Raw genomic sequence first — 13626 nt, 5'->3', positions numbered from 1 at the left:
ACCTCGGGCCGCGCGCTGCGGCCTTTCGCGGGCAAGCCTCGCTCCTACAGAAGCGGGGCTTGCCGGGGCGCTCCTGACACAATCTGTCAGCTCGCTGCGCTACAGTGCCCGGCGCCCCGTCCCGAATGGATACGCCGATGACCGCCACCAGCAACACCCCTGCCCTCAAGGAAATCTTCAACGCCGAACGCCTGGAACACATCGCCGAAGAAATGCTCGCGGTGTACCCGGCGTTCGACCACCGCGGCTTTCTCGCCCACGCGAACAAGGGCCTCGCCGAGTTGTCGGTGATGCAGCGCCTGGCGCGGGTCAGCGAGAGCCTGCACGCGGTGCTGCCGGCGGACTACGACGCCAACCTCGCACGGCTGTACGATCTCGCGCCGCGCCTGGACAGCCGCTTCGTCTGCATGTTCCTGCCGCACTATGTGGCCAGTTACGGCGGCCATGCCTTCGAGCGCTCGATGGCGGCGCTCAAGTATTTCACCGCCTTCGGCTCCTCGGAATTCGCCATCCGCCCGTTCCTCGCCAGCGACCTGTCGCGCACCCTGGCGGTGCTGCAGGACTGGGCCCGGGACGACAACGCGCATGTGCGCCGCCTGGCCAGCGAAGGCAGCCGCCCGCGCCTGCCCTGGTCGTTCCGCCTGGAACGGATCCAGGCCGACCCGACCCTGGCTGTGCCTATCCTCGAATGCCTCAAGGCCGACCCCAGCCTGTACGTGCGCAAGTCGGTGGCCAACCACCTCAACGACATCAGCAAGGACCACCCCGACTGGCTGCTGGGGTTGCTCGAAGGCTGGCCGCTGGACCACCCGCACACCGCCTGGATCGCCCGCCACGCCCTGCGCAGCCTGATCAAGCAGGGCCATCGCCGGGCGCTGGCGATTGTCGGCGCCGGGCATGCGCCGCAGGTGACGCTGCATGGCCTGCGGGTCGAGCCGGCGGTGATTCGCCTGGGCGAACGGATCAACCTGTCCTTTGCCCTGGAGTCCACCGCCGACGCCAGCCAGCGCCTGGTGGTGGATTACGCCATCGACTACGTCAAGGCCTCGGGCGGCACCCGCGCCAAGGTGTTCAAGCTCAAGGCTTTCACCCTGCCGGCCAAGGCCCGGGAGCAACTTGGCCGCGCCCAGCACATCCGCGAACTGAGCACCCGCCGTCACTATCCCGGGCGCCATGAGCTGCATATCCTGGTCAACGGCGAACGCCTGGGCAGCACGGCGTTCGATATCCACAACTGAAACCGCAAGGAGCGAACATGCCGGCCCATCCGCTGAAAACCCTGATAGAAGCCGCCGACCGTGCCATCACCGCCGAAGACTTCGACAGCCTGATGGATTTCTACGCCGAGGACGCCACGCTGGTGGTCAAGCCGGGCCTGGAAGCCCGGGGCAAGGAACAGATCCGCCGGGCCTTCGTGGCCATCGCCGAGCACTTCAACCACAGCATGGTGGTCCGGCAGGGCGAGATGCAGGTCATCGAAGGCGCCGGCACCGCGCTGGTGATCATGCACACCCTGCTCGACACCCTGGATCGGGACGGCATCGCCAGCACCCTCGAGCGACGCGCCACTTATGTTTTTCGCCATGAGCCGGCGGATGGCTGGCGCTGTGTGATCGACAATTCCTACGGCACCGACCTGCTCGACGGCTGAGCCAGCGGGCGGCGATCTCGTAACAAATTGTTTCGCAAAGTCAGCCAAGCCACTTCTTGCAGAAACAACGGAAAACCGCCTGGAACTGTTCAGCCCGCAGATATGGCTTTGCGCCATATCTGCGGGGGCAAAAACGGTATTTCGAGGAAAAATTCCAGCATTGCAGACACCCTTCCCAGCCGCCCAACAATCTCGACCGGCTCAAAGAAACCGCTCTATCTCGGGCCTTTCAGCCAAGACAAATTGTCAGACAATGCTGTAAATCCGTATTGCGATAAATTATCATTTGGCGCCTCCCCCGCCAGCCACGCCTCTGGCACAGGTGATTCGACCGGTGCGACGTGGCTGATTTCAATGATTCACCCGAGGCGCTCATGTACCGTTTTCCGCTTTACCGTCCCCTGATCTGCGCCGGTCTCGGACTGCTCTCCTGGCAAGCCTTTGCTGCCTATCAACCGCAATCGGAAGCCGCCCTGGCCGCCGACTCCGAAATGGAATGCCAGTTCAACGCCGACCACAGCAGCGACTGCACCACCACCCAGCACTACACCATCCTCACCCCGGCGGGCCGGGACATGCTTTCGCGCATCGACTTCAGCTATGCCGAAACCGATGGTTTCGAACTGCGCAAGGCCGAATTCACCCAGCCGGGCGGCAAGCCCGTGGCGCTGGCGCCGGCGCAGATCGATACGCGCACCGCACCGAATCCGGAACAGGGTTTCCTGCGCGAGAAACAGACGTCCCTGGCCTTCCCCAACCTGCGGGTCGGCACCCGGCTCAGCTACACCGTGCAGCAGCACTACGCGGCCAAACCGCTGCTGGGGCAGTTCCACTCGGTGCTGCAGTTCGGTCCCAAGCCGGTGCGCCAGGACAGCTTCAAGATCACCTACCGCGCCACGCGCCCGATCGTCTGGCGCAGCGAGCAGATGGACGACTACCGTTTTACCGCCACCAGCGACCGCAAAAAGCTGACCATCGAGCAGAAGGCGCCGGTCTTCCTCAACTACATCAATGAACCCTCGATCGGCTTTATCCAGCGGGTGCCGCGGGTCGAACTGGGCAGCAGCACCGAGGTGCAGGACTATTTCGGCCCCCTGGCCCAGCGCTACCAGCAGATCCTCGCCGCGCCCCTGCCGCCAGCCAGCGCCAAGGCCGTGGCCGGCCTGCGCGACCTGCCGCCAGCCCGGAAAGTGGCCGGGCTGATGCAGCACATCAACGACAACTACCGCTACCTGGGCGACTGGCGCGCCACCGAGCGCGGTTACCTGCCCTTCGAGCTGAAGCAGATCGAGCAGCGCGGCTATGGCGACTGCAAGGACCTGGCAGTGCTCCTGGCCGCCATGCTCAAGGCCAGCGGAATCAAGGCCGAGACGGCCTGGGTCAGCCGCGAGAACGTCGTCGCGCCGCTGTTGATCCCCGGCCCCCATGCGCCGAACCACGCCATCGTGCGGGCCGAAGTCGATGGCAAAGTGTGGTGGCTGGACCCGACCAACCCGGTGTTCGACCCGGGCCGCAGCATGCCCGACATCCAGGAGCGCTGGGCCTTTGTCAGCGACGCCAAGGGCCAGGTGCGCGAGGACTACATCCCCCTGGGAACCCCGGACACCAGCCTCGTGCTGGACAAGCAGGAGCACTTCGACAGCAACGGCCAGGCCCGGGTCAACGCGCGTATCGAGTTCAGCCATATGGAGCTGATGCGGCTGATGGTCTCCGACAACCAGAACGGTATCGCCAGCAACGACCAGAGCCTGTGCGAGCGTTTCACCCGGGAACTGCGCGACTGCCAGATCAGCCGCGAGCCGACCGCCTTCGTCGCACCCGCGACCTACCGGATCAAGGCCTCCCTGACCGACCTCAAGCCCCTGGAAAACATCTCCGGCAACTACTTCTACAAGGCTCCGGCCCTGGAGGGCGACTGGGACTTCCTGGTCAACTACCGCCGCAACGGCCAGTTGGCGGACCTGTACATCGGCGACGCCAACACCCTGCGCTACACCTTCACCCTCTCCGGTGCCCGGCTGGACAAGGACATCAAGGCCTGCAACGTGCGCTCGCCCTGGTTCGACATGGACCTGAGCAGCGAACGGGTCAAGGGCGAGTACCGCTATCACTACCGCCTGAGCCAGAAAAAACGCTGGCTGAGCCATGACGAAATCGTCAGCGCGCCGTTCGACGCCATGGTCAGCCAGGCCAAGGCGTGCGCCGAGCAAACGCGGCAACTGGTCCAGCTCAAGGGCACAGCGAAAAAAACCTGAATCAGGCCAGGGAGTTCGGTTCGGCGAGCAGCAAGCCCTGCTCGGCCGCGCACAGCTCGACCACGTAATCCCACACCACCCGCAGGCGCACGGACTTGTGCAGCTCGCGGCGGGTGCTGATCCAATAGGCGCGCTGGATGCTCTCGCTGGGCAGCAAGGGCACCAGCTGCGGATCGCCGGCGGCCATGTAGCACGGCAGCACGGCGATCCCCAGGCCGGAGCGCGCGGCCTGTTGCTGGGCGATCACGCTGGTGCTGTGGAACACCACCTGAGGGTTGCGGCAGAAGCTGGTGAGGAAGATCAGCTCCTGGCTGAACAGCAGGTCGTCGACATAGCCGATCCAGGCATGCCGCCCCAGGTCCTCGCGGCTGCGCAAGGGCGGTGCGCGGTCCAGGTAATCCTGGCTGGCGTACAGGGCCAGGCGGTAGTCGGTGAGCTTGCGGGTCACCAGCATGTCGGCGTTGGGCCGCTCCAGGTGGATGCTGATTTCCGCCTCGCGGTTGAGGATGCTGACAAAACGCGGCACCGCCACCAGCTCCACCTCCAGCCCCGGATAACGCTCGAACAGGCCACGCATGCGGCTGGCGAGAAACATGATGCCCAGGCCCTCGGTGACGCCCACGCGGATCTTGCCCAGGGGCGCCGTGGACTGGGTGATTTCCTCCTGGGCCAGCAAGGCCACGTTCTCCATGGCTTCGGCGTGCTTGAGCAAGGCCTCCCCGGCCGGCGTCAGTTCATAGCCCTGGGCATGCTGGACGAACAGCGCGGTGCCCAGGCTTTTCTCGATCGCCTCGATATGCCGGGCCACCGTGGCATGGGTGGTCTTCAGCCGCTGGGCCGCGGTCAGCAGGCGGCCGCTGCGTTGCAGCTCGAGAAAAAACCGCAGGTCGTTCCAGTCGAACATGACTCTTCCTTGCAGATGCCGGGGGGAAGCCGCTGTTTAAAAACGCACAGCGGCTGAGCAAAAACTAACATTCTTTTAACGAAAGCTAACAACTAGGATGAGCCGCAACAAGAACGATAAAACGAGGTCATGGATGCTGCCTGCCTTTGATCCCTACGACTACATAGTGGTCGGCGCCGGCCCCGCCGGTTGCCTGTTGGCCAATCGGCTGTCCGCCAACCCGGCCCACCGCGTCCTGCTGCTGGAAGCCGGTGGCCGCGACAACTATCCCTGGATCCACATCCCCGTCGGCTACCTGTTCTGCATCGGCAACCCGCGCACCGACTGGTGCTTCAAGACCGAAGCCGAACCCGGCCTGCAAGGCCGCAGCCTGAGCTACCCGCGCGGCAAGGTGCTGGGCGGCTGCTCGTCGATCAACGGCATGATCTACATGCGCGGCCAGGCCGGCGACTATCAGCGCTGGGCCGCCGACGGCAACCCCGGCTGGAACTGGCAGGACGTGCTGCCGCTGTTTCGCAAAAGCGAAAACCACTTTGCCGGCGACTCGCAATTCCATGGCGCCGCCGGCGAATGGCGGGTCGAACGCCAGCGCCTGTCGTGGCCGATCCTCGATGCCTTCCGCAGCGCCGCCGAACAGAGCGGCATCGCCAGCGTCGACGACTTCAACGGCGGCGACAACGAAGGCTGCGGCTACTTCCAGGTCAACCAGAAAGCCGGGGTGCGCTGGAACGCCGCCAAGGCCTTCCTCAAGCCGATCCGCCAGCGGCCCAACCTCACCGTGCTGACCGGGGTCGAGGTCGATCGCGTGCTCCTGGAAAACGGCCGCGCGACGGCGCTCAGCGCCCGCTACCAGGGCCAGCCGCAGACCTTCAAGGCGCGTCGCGAAATCATCCTCAGCGCCGGCTCCATCGGCTCGCCGAGCATCCTGCAGCGTTCGGGAATCGGCCCCGCCGCCCTGCTGCAACGCTTGGGCATCGGCGTCGCCCACGAACTGCCGGGGGTCGGTGGCAACCTGCAGGACCACCTGCAGCTGCGGCTGATCTACAAACTGGAAAACGCCCGCACCCTGAACCAGATCGCCGGCAGCCTGTGGGGCAAGCTGGGCATGGGCCTGCGCTACCTGTACGACCGCAGCGGCCCGCTGTCCATGGCGCCGAGCCAACTGGGGGCGTTTGCCCGCTCCGGGCCGGAGCAGACTTCGGCCAACCTCGAATACCACGTGCAGCCGCTGTCGCTGGAGCGTTTCGGCGAACCGCTGCATGCGTTCCCGGCCTTTACCGCGTCGGTCTGCGACCTGCGCCCGCAAAGCCGCGGCCGGGTGCAAATCCGCTCCGCCGACCCGCAGGCGGCGCCGCTGATCCAGCCCAACTACCTGAGCCACCCGGAGGACCTGCGGGTCGCCGCCGACGCCATTCGTCTGACCCGGCGCATCGTCGCCGCCCCAGCCCTGCAAGCCTTCAAGCCGATCGAATACCTGCCGGGGGCCGAGTTGCGCAGCGAAGAACAACTGCACGAAGCCGCCGCGCGCATCGGCACCACCATCTTCCACCCGGTGGGCACCTGCCGCATGGGCCACGGGCCGGAGGCGGTGGTCGATGCCGAGCTGCGGGTGCATGGCATCCCCGGCCTGCGCATCGCCGATGCCTCGATCATGCCGTACATCACCTCCGGCAATACCTGTTCGCCGACGCTGATGATCGCCGAGAAGGCCGCCGAGCTGATTCTCGCCACCTCGACCAGGAGCCCTGCCGCCGAAAAACCAAGCGTTACCCCGGCCTGAATGAGGTAGGAGCAAGGGGGACGCCCAGTTCTTGCTCGCGAGAGCCCCTTGAGCCTTGCAGCGCTCTATAGGCCGCCATCGCGAGCAAGCTTCGCTCCTACGACACAAAGGCGCGGTGCAGAAGACAGCGACAAGATGCAGATAGCGACGCCACGTTGGCGCCGACAGTGGAACAACAAAAACAATCACTGTGAGGGATATCGATATGTCGGAACATGCTCAATCGATGGACGCGGCGGTCGCCGCACCCACCAGCCAGGAAAGCCAGAAAGTCATCTTCGCCTCGTCCCTGGGGACGGTGTTCGAGTGGTACGACTTTTTCCTCTACGGCGCCCTCGCGGCGGTCATCAGCAAGCAGTTCTTCGCCGGGGTCAACGACACCACCGCCTTTATCTTCGCCCTGATGGCATTCGCCGCCGGCTTCGTGGTGCGGCCGTTCGGCGCGCTGGTGTTCGGGCGCCTGGGGGACATGATCGGGCGCAAGTACACCTTCCTCGCCACCATCATTCTCATGGGCCTGGCGACCTTCGCCGTGGGCCTGCTGCCGACCTATTCGAGCATCGGCATCGCCGCGCCGATCATCCTGGTCGCCCTGCGCATGCTCCAGGGCCTGGCCCTGGGCGGTGAATACGGCGGCGCCGCGACCTACGTCGCCGAGCACGCGCCCCAGGGCAAGCGCGGCTTCCATACCAGCTGGATCCAGTCCACCGCGACCCTCGGCCTGCTGCTGTCGCTACTGGTGGTGCTGGGTTGCCGCTACTTCACCGGCGATCAGTTCGAAGTCTGGGGCTGGCGCCTGCCGTTCCTGCTGTCGATCGTGCTGCTGGGCATTTCCACCTGGATTCGCCTGAGCCTGCATGAGTCGCCGGCCTTCCTGAAGATGAAAGAAGAAGGCCGCGCCAGCAAGGCGCCGATCCGCGAGTCCTTCGGCAAATGGGAAAACCTCAAGGTGGTGCTGATCGCCCTGTTCAGCATCAACGCCGGGCAGGCGGTGACCTTCTACGCCGCGCAGTTCTACGTGCTGTTCTTCCTCACCCAGTTCCTCAAGATGGACCCGGCCCTGGCCAATATGCTGCTGATCATCAGCGTGGTAATCGGCGCGCCATTCTTCATCTTCTTCGGCTGGCTGTCGGACAAGATCGGCCGCAAGCCGGTGCTGATGGTCGGCCTGCTGCTGGCCACCGCGCTGTACTTCCCGATCTTCAAGTCCCTGGCCCACTACGCCAACCCGGCCATCGACCAGGCCAGCCGCCAGGCGCCGATCAGCGTGCTGGCCGACCCCGCCACCTGCACCTTCCAGTTCGACCCGGTGGGCAAGGCGCGTTTCGACAGCCCGTGCGACAAGGTCAAGACCTTCCTGGTCAAGCAGGGCCTGCCCTACACCAGCGTCGCCGCGCCCGCCGGCAGCCCGGTGCAGGTCAGCGTCGGTGACGTGCAGCTCGACGGTTTCGACGAAGCGGCCCTGCGCGGCGCCGTGACCCTGGCCGGCTACCCGCAACAGGCCGACACCCAGAACGTCAACAAAACCATGGTGGTGGTGCTGATCGTCGCGCTGATCCTGATCGCCGCCATGTGCTACGGCCCGCTGGCGGCGCTGATGGTCGAGCTGTTCCCGACCCGTATCCGCTACACCTCCATGTCCCTGCCCTACCACATCGGCAACGGCTGGTTCGGCGGCTTCCTGCCCACCGTGTCCTTCGCCCTGGTGGTGTACACCGGCGATATCTTCTACGGCCTGTGGTACCCGGTGGTGATCACCGGGGTCAGCCTGCTCGTCGGCCTGATCTGCCTGCGCGAGACCCGCAACGTCGATATCGACAAGAACTGAAAAGCCCGGCTGACGGTAGCGCCCCAAGCAGGGTTGCAGGCCTTGGGGCGCTCAGCGTCAGCCAAGGGCATCTGGCAAAAAAAACGGCGCGCCATGGCGCGCCGCTTCCGTTGCTGTCGATCAGGCCACGATATCGGTGGTCGCCGCCTGGCCAACGGTGCCCACGGCGAAGTCCACCGCGCCCAGACCGGTGAGGTCGACCAGCAGGCTGGTCTGGTCGGTCTCGGCGTAGTAGGTCAGGATCGCGTCGCCGGCATGGCCGGTGAAGCCGCTGACGAAGTTCAGGGTCGCCTGCCCCGAGGCGAACGGCGCCAGGCCGCTGAGGTCGATCTTGTCCTGGCCGCTGGTGAAATCCATGATCCAGTCGGGCTCGTCGAAGGTCGAATCGGATGCCGCGCCGAACACGAAAGTGTCCGCTCCCTCCCCGCCCCACAGCGTGTCGCGACCGCCGCCACCGTAGAGGATGTCGTTGCCGGCGCCGCCTTCGAGAATGTTGGCCGCGGCGTTGCCGATCAGCAGGTCGTTGCCCGAGCCGCCGATGGCATTTTCCAGGGTCACGCCATGGGCCACGGACACGTTGCCCACCAGGCCGCCGACGTCGGAGAACGAGCCCTCGTTGAGGTTGATCTTCTGGTTCTGGGTGAAGCCGGAGAAGTCCAGGGTGTCGTTGCCACCGCCGTCCCACACCGAGAACACCAGCTTGGAGGCAGATGAGCTGGCGCTGTAGAAATCGCGCCCGGTGTTGGAGTTGAAGCCGTACACGGTGTCGTCGGCGCGGGTCTCGTGGTTGGCGCCGTAGAGTTTCTGCACCGCGACGATATCGTCCATCAGCGGCGCCGAGGCGTAGGCGCCACCGCCGTCCTTGCTGAAGTCCTGCCCGGTGTTGCTCTCGCTCCAGTAGCTCATCAGGCTGTAGCCGCGCGTGTCCTGGGCGTAGGTGGCATCGTTGTAGGTCGGGTTGCCGTTGCCGGCGTTGTAGGTGCCCGGATGGGACAGGCCCAGGCTGTGGCCGATTTCGTGGGTCAGGGTCTGGCGACCGTAGTTGCCGTTGCCCGGGGTTTCGTTGACCCGGTACTGATCGTTGATCAGGTACCAGGACTGGCCGTCATAGCTGCCGCCCGAAGGCAGGTAGGCGAAGGCCGCGCCACCGGTGCTGACGCTGTAGTTGCCGAAACTCAGGTGCCCGTCGCCGCCGCTCGCAGCTTCGTTGAAGCGCACATTGGCCACGTCCGACCAGGATTGCAGGGCCAGGAACGCCTGGGCTTTCTGCAAGGCGCTGAACTCGCTGAAGCTGCCCAGGTTCGGGTTGTAGTTGGCTGGCTTGCTGGTGAGGAAGCTGTAGCTGAGCTCGACCTTGCCGTCGCCGTTCTGGTCGTGCCAGGACAGGCCCTTGCGCAGGATCTGCTCGGCGGCCTGGTCCGCGGTGTACGACGGCTTGCCATTCACCAGCTCCGCGCCGCCACGGTCATAGGCATGGCTGAAGGCAGTGATCAGTTGGTAGGCATCGCTGCCCGGAGCTGCCGAAAAACCGGCATTTTCTTTGGCTTTTGACATCATTTACATCCTTGTTCAACGCTGAAAATTTCCGATAGACCACGGCGACCTGTTAGCGAGATCGTCCTATCACTCGCCCTATTCAAGGCGGGGAAAAACTGACACAGACCCTGGCGTGGCGTCCACGATTTTTATTGTCGGACAATATGCCCGGGCGACTTTGCGCCTCATTAAAATCGCTACCCACCCCTGCCCCGGCGTGCCATACGCTAAGCTTCAGCGCTAATGGAACCACTGCCACACTCGTGCTTCTGCCTGTTTCCCGAAGGAGTCCACAATGAAAAAAATCCTCCTGAGCTGCGCCCTGTCGATCATTGCCAGTGCCGCCCACGCCGAAGGCATCCCGCTGTTCAACGTCGACTGTCCGGGCAATATTCCGGTCAGCGCGGAGGAAGGGGGACCGGTGTTCATCAACGGCAAAGAGGCCCAGACCAAGACCGTCAACGAGCGTTATTTCGAGGCCAAGGGCTCGGGCATCACGGTGGACATCAGCGTGGAGGACGACGACTCGGTGGTCGTGACCTACAGCGGCAAACAGGGTGCCAGCGGCATTTGCACCTCGGTCGACGACTGAGCCAACTCACTCACGTGTAGCCGCTGCCGAGGCTGCGATCGGCAGCGCAGCGGCCGCAGCAGGGGCATCGCGGTTACCCTGACTCAATGCATTCTCAGGTTTTGCGCCTGCTGCGTCGGAATGCCGCCCAAGTCGTTCGCAGCCTCGCAGACTCGGCAGCGGCTACGACGAGACGCCTCCTAGAACAACCCCATCTGCCCACCCACCAGGGTGCTGAAGTCGTCCTGCACGAACGGCAGGATGGCGTCCGCCACCGGCTGCAATTGGCGGGTCACGTAGTGATCGTAATCGATGGCCGCAGTGCGGTTTTCCAGGGGTTCGGGACCGGCCAGGGTGATCACGTAGCTGATCCAGCCACCGTTCTGATAACGCTGGGGCCGGCCCTGCCGCTGGTTGTATTCGTCGGCCAGGCGCGCGGCGCGCACATGGGGCGGCACGTTGCGTTCGTAATCGTCCAGTTGGCGACGCAGGCGCTTGCGGTACACCAGTTGCTCGTCCAGTTCGCCGGCCAGGGTGCGCCGCACGTAGTCGCGCACATAGTCCTGGTACGGCTGGCGGTGGAAGATCCGCTGGTACAGCTCCTGCTGGAACTGCTGGGCCAGCGGCGACCAGTCGGTGCGCACCGCTTCCAGGCCCTTGTAGACCATCTCCTGGGTGCCGTCGGCGCGGGTCACCAGGCCGGCGTAGCGCTTCTTGCTGCCCTCCTCCGCGCCACGAATGGTCGGCATCAGGAAGCGGCAGAAGTGGGTTTCGAATTGCAGCTCCAGGGCGCTTTCCAGGCCGTACTCATCGCGCAGGTGATCGCGCCACCACTGGTTGACGTGCGCCACCAGCGCGCGGCCGATGCGCGTGGCATCCGCCTCGGCGTGGGCGCTGCCGAGCCAGACGAAGGTCGAGTCGGTGTCGCCGTAGATCACCTTGTGGCCCTGCGCCTCGATCAGTTGGCGGGTGCGGCGCATGACTTCATGGCCACGCATAGTGATCGACGACGCCAGGCGCGGATCGAAGAAGCGGCAGCCGCTGGAACCGAGCACACCGTAGAAGGCGTTCATGATGATCTTCAGCGCCTGGGACAGCGGCGCGTTGTGTTCGCGTTTCGCCACTTCGCGGCTCTCGGCGACCCGGGCGACGATCGAGGGCAGGCAATGCCGGGTGCGGGAAAACCGCGCGCCGCGAAAGCCCGGCACCGATTGCTCGTCCGTTGGGTGGCGCAAGCCTTCCACCAGCCCCACCGGATCGATCAGGAAGCTGCGGATGATCGACGGGTACAGGCTCTTGTAGTCCAGCACCAGCACCGACTCGTAGAGACCGGGCCGCGAGTCCATGACAAAGCCGCCGGGGCTGGCTTGCGGCGGCTTCTCGCCCAGGTTCGGCGCGACGAAACCCTGGCGGTGCATCAGCGGCATGTACAGGTGGGTGAAGGCCGCCACCGAGCCGCCGTTGCGGTCGGCCGGCAGGCCGGTGACGGTGGCCCGTTCGAGGAGAAAGGTGAGCAGCTCGGTCTTGGCGAAAATCCGCGTCACCAGCTCGCAATCCTTGAGGTTGTAGCGCGCCAGGGCGGGCTTGTCCTCGGCGAACATGCGGTTGATTTCGTCCATGCGCTGGTAAGGGTTGTCGATCGACTTGCCTTCGCCGAGCAGGGTCTGGGCGACGTTTTCCAGGCTGAACGACGGGAAGCTCCAGGTCGCCGAGCGCAGGGCTTCGATGCCGTCGATGATCAGGCGCCCGGCGGCCGCAGCGAAATAATGGGTACGGCTGCCGTGTTCGCGCCACTGCATCTCTTCGCCGCCGCGCCCCAGGCGCAAGGGCACCGCCAGGCGACGTGCGTGTTCGTGCAGCACCCGCAGATCGAACTGCACCAGGTTCCAGCCGATGATCGCATCCGGATCGTGCCGCGCCAGCCACTGGTTGAGCCGTTCGAGCAACTGCTCGCGGCTGGCGCAGAACTCCAGGTCGAAATCCACCGCGCTGTCGTCCTCGCGAGCGCGGCCGAGCATGTACACCTGGCGCTGGCCGCAGCCTTCCAGGGCGATGGAATACAGCTCGCCGGTCTCGCTGGTCTCGATATCCAGCGACACCAGCTTCAACGCCGGCCGGTAGTCCGGCGCCGGTTTCATCTGCGCCTCCAGCAGTATCCCGCCCTCGCCCGGGGTGCCGCCGAACCACACCGGCGCGGTGATGAAACGCTCCATCAGGTAGCGCTCGGGCGGTCGCACATCGGCCTCGAGCACCTCGACCCCGGCGCGACGCAGGGTCTTGTCGAGGCGGATCAATTGATTGTGCTGCGGGCAGTACAGGCCGAGCACCGGGCGGTGCTGGAAGTCGCACAGGCCCAGGGGGCGCAATTGCACATCGCGATCGTCGGCCAGCAGGCGCCGGGCCTGTTCCTGCTGTTCGGCGGGAATGAAGGCCACGGAGGTCTGCACCGGCAAGCGGATCTGGCGCGGCCCGGCATCGGTCGCCAACCAGAACTCGACTTCCGTGCCTGCCGGCGTGTCACGCCAATGCCGGGTCAGGACGAAGCCCTGCTGTAAATCCACCACTGCAACCTCAAGCACCTGTTTCAAGGCCTCGATTCTACCTGTCCTCGGTCGCGATAGCCCGTTCCGCTCATGCGCCGAAAGGTTTTGTCGGACAATATGTAGTGCTTGAAAATTTTCACTACAAAACCGTTGACGAGGCGAATTTGCCCTTGCATGATGCAGGCGTCTCCCCGATCGGGAGACTTGGCAAAGGTGTTATGAGCAAGCTCGTCTGACCGCCGAGCTGTTAACCCGGATGTGTACTGCCCACAAGGCAGATTGATGAAACTGACCTGGCATGAACGTCCAGTACAAAGGGCGGGAAGCTGGCGAAAACTCCTCAAGATGCTTGTGGCCGAAACTGAAAACTTCGGCAGCTTGATCCAGGTTTACGCTGCTTCTCTTCGTTGTGACGCTATTGCGTAGCAGTTAATTAAGACGACTACACGCATCAGGCTCTGGGCCTTATCTGTATCCGACAGACACCCTCTGTCGCCCTGTTTCCGGTATCAGGGTTCAACTTACCGATGTAGCGATATCAATTAGCGACTCAACTAG

General features: G+C 64.6%; 9 protein-coding genes. 6 read left to right on the top strand and 3 right to left on the bottom strand.

The window, feature by feature from the left end:
- Positions 1–137 precede the first annotated feature (137 nt).
- The 3 genes from AC3RCP_RS12670 (at position 138) to AC3RCP_RS12660 (ending at position 3906) form a co-directional block, all read left to right on the top strand.
- The gene (locus AC3RCP_RS12670; protein WP_492569789.1) at positions 138–1238 is read left to right on the top strand and encodes a DNA alkylation repair protein; all 1101 of its coding nucleotides are present in this window, start codon (positions 138–140) and stop codon (positions 1236–1238) included.
- Between the two features lie 17 nt (positions 1239–1255).
- Entirely contained in the window at positions 1256–1651 is a 396-nt protein-coding gene (locus tag AC3RCP_RS12665) for a YybH family protein (RefSeq protein ID WP_053260653.1), read from the top strand.
- 374 nt (positions 1652–2025) lie between these two features.
- Positions 2026–3906, top strand: a complete 1881-nt coding sequence (locus AC3RCP_RS12660; protein ID WP_492569787.1) for a DUF3857 domain-containing transglutaminase family protein — start codon at positions 2026–2028, stop codon at positions 3904–3906.
- Position 3907: 1 nt separating this feature from the next.
- On the opposite strand, the gene AC3RCP_RS12655 is transcribed toward AC3RCP_RS12660, so the two are convergent.
- Entirely contained in the window at positions 3908–4810 is a 903-nt protein-coding gene (locus AC3RCP_RS12655; protein ID WP_053260651.1) for a LysR family transcriptional regulator, read from the bottom strand.
- Positions 4811–4943: 133 nt separating this feature from the next.
- On the opposite strand from AC3RCP_RS12655, the gene AC3RCP_RS12650 reads away from it, so the two are divergent.
- Entirely contained in the window at positions 4944–6590 is a 1647-nt protein-coding gene (locus tag AC3RCP_RS12650; protein ID WP_492569785.1) for a GMC family oxidoreductase, read from the top strand.
- Positions 6591–6795: 205 nt separating this feature from the next.
- The gene (locus AC3RCP_RS12645) at positions 6796–8418 is read left to right on the top strand and encodes an MFS transporter (RefSeq protein ID WP_009043289.1); all 1623 of its coding nucleotides are present in this window, start codon (positions 6796–6798) and stop codon (positions 8416–8418) included.
- 120 nt (positions 8419–8538) lie between these two features.
- Here AC3RCP_RS12645 and AC3RCP_RS12640 read toward each other — a convergent pair whose 3' ends face one another.
- Positions 8539–9972 (bottom strand): serralysin family metalloprotease, encoded by a 1434-nt coding sequence (locus tag AC3RCP_RS12640; protein ID WP_492569783.1) that lies wholly within the window; start codon positions 9970–9972, stop codon positions 8539–8541.
- Between the two features lie 277 nt (positions 9973–10249).
- On the opposite strand from AC3RCP_RS12640, the gene AC3RCP_RS12635 reads away from it, so the two are divergent.
- Positions 10250–10546 carry a hypothetical protein gene (locus AC3RCP_RS12635; RefSeq protein ID WP_102681065.1) on the top strand — a complete coding sequence of 99 codons (297 nt, stop codon included), beginning with the start codon at positions 10250–10252 and terminating at the stop codon, positions 10544–10546.
- A gap of 179 nt (positions 10547–10725) precedes the next feature.
- Here AC3RCP_RS12635 and AC3RCP_RS12630 read toward each other — a convergent pair whose 3' ends face one another.
- Entirely contained in the window at positions 10726–13086 is a 2361-nt protein-coding gene (locus AC3RCP_RS12630) for a DNA polymerase II (RefSeq protein WP_492570469.1), read from the bottom strand.
- Positions 13087–13626: the final 540 nt, after the last annotated feature.

The organism is Pseudomonas sp. GW822-FHT05A08 (assembly GCF_058800485.1).
This window is presented reverse-complemented; position numbering and strand designations above follow the sequence as displayed.

What these genes read in the sequence shown, in the direction of transcription:
- AC3RCP_RS12670 (WP_492569789.1), top strand. Translation starts at nt 138, where the DNA reads ATGACCGCCACCAGCAACACCCCTGCCCTCAAGGAAATCTTCAACGCC.
- AC3RCP_RS12665 (WP_053260653.1), top strand. Translation starts at nt 1,256, where the DNA reads ATGCCGGCCCATCCGCTGAAAACCCTGATAGAAGCCGCCGACCGTGCC.
- AC3RCP_RS12660 (WP_492569787.1), top strand. Translation starts at nt 2,026, where the DNA reads ATGTACCGTTTTCCGCTTTACCGTCCCCTGATCTGCGCCGGTCTCGGA.
- AC3RCP_RS12655 (WP_053260651.1), bottom strand. Translation starts at nt 4,810, where the DNA reads ATGTTCGACTGGAACGACCTGCGGTTTTTTCTCGAGCTGCAACGCAGC.
- AC3RCP_RS12650 (WP_492569785.1), top strand. Translation starts at nt 4,944, where the DNA reads ATGCTGCCTGCCTTTGATCCCTACGACTACATAGTGGTCGGCGCCGGC.
- AC3RCP_RS12645 (WP_009043289.1), top strand. Translation starts at nt 6,796, where the DNA reads ATGTCGGAACATGCTCAATCGATGGACGCGGCGGTCGCCGCACCCACC.
- AC3RCP_RS12640 (WP_492569783.1), bottom strand. Translation starts at nt 9,972, where the DNA reads ATGTCAAAAGCCAAAGAAAATGCCGGTTTTTCGGCAGCTCCGGGCAGC.
- AC3RCP_RS12635 (WP_102681065.1), top strand. Translation starts at nt 10,250, where the DNA reads ATGAAAAAAATCCTCCTGAGCTGCGCCCTGTCGATCATTGCCAGTGCC.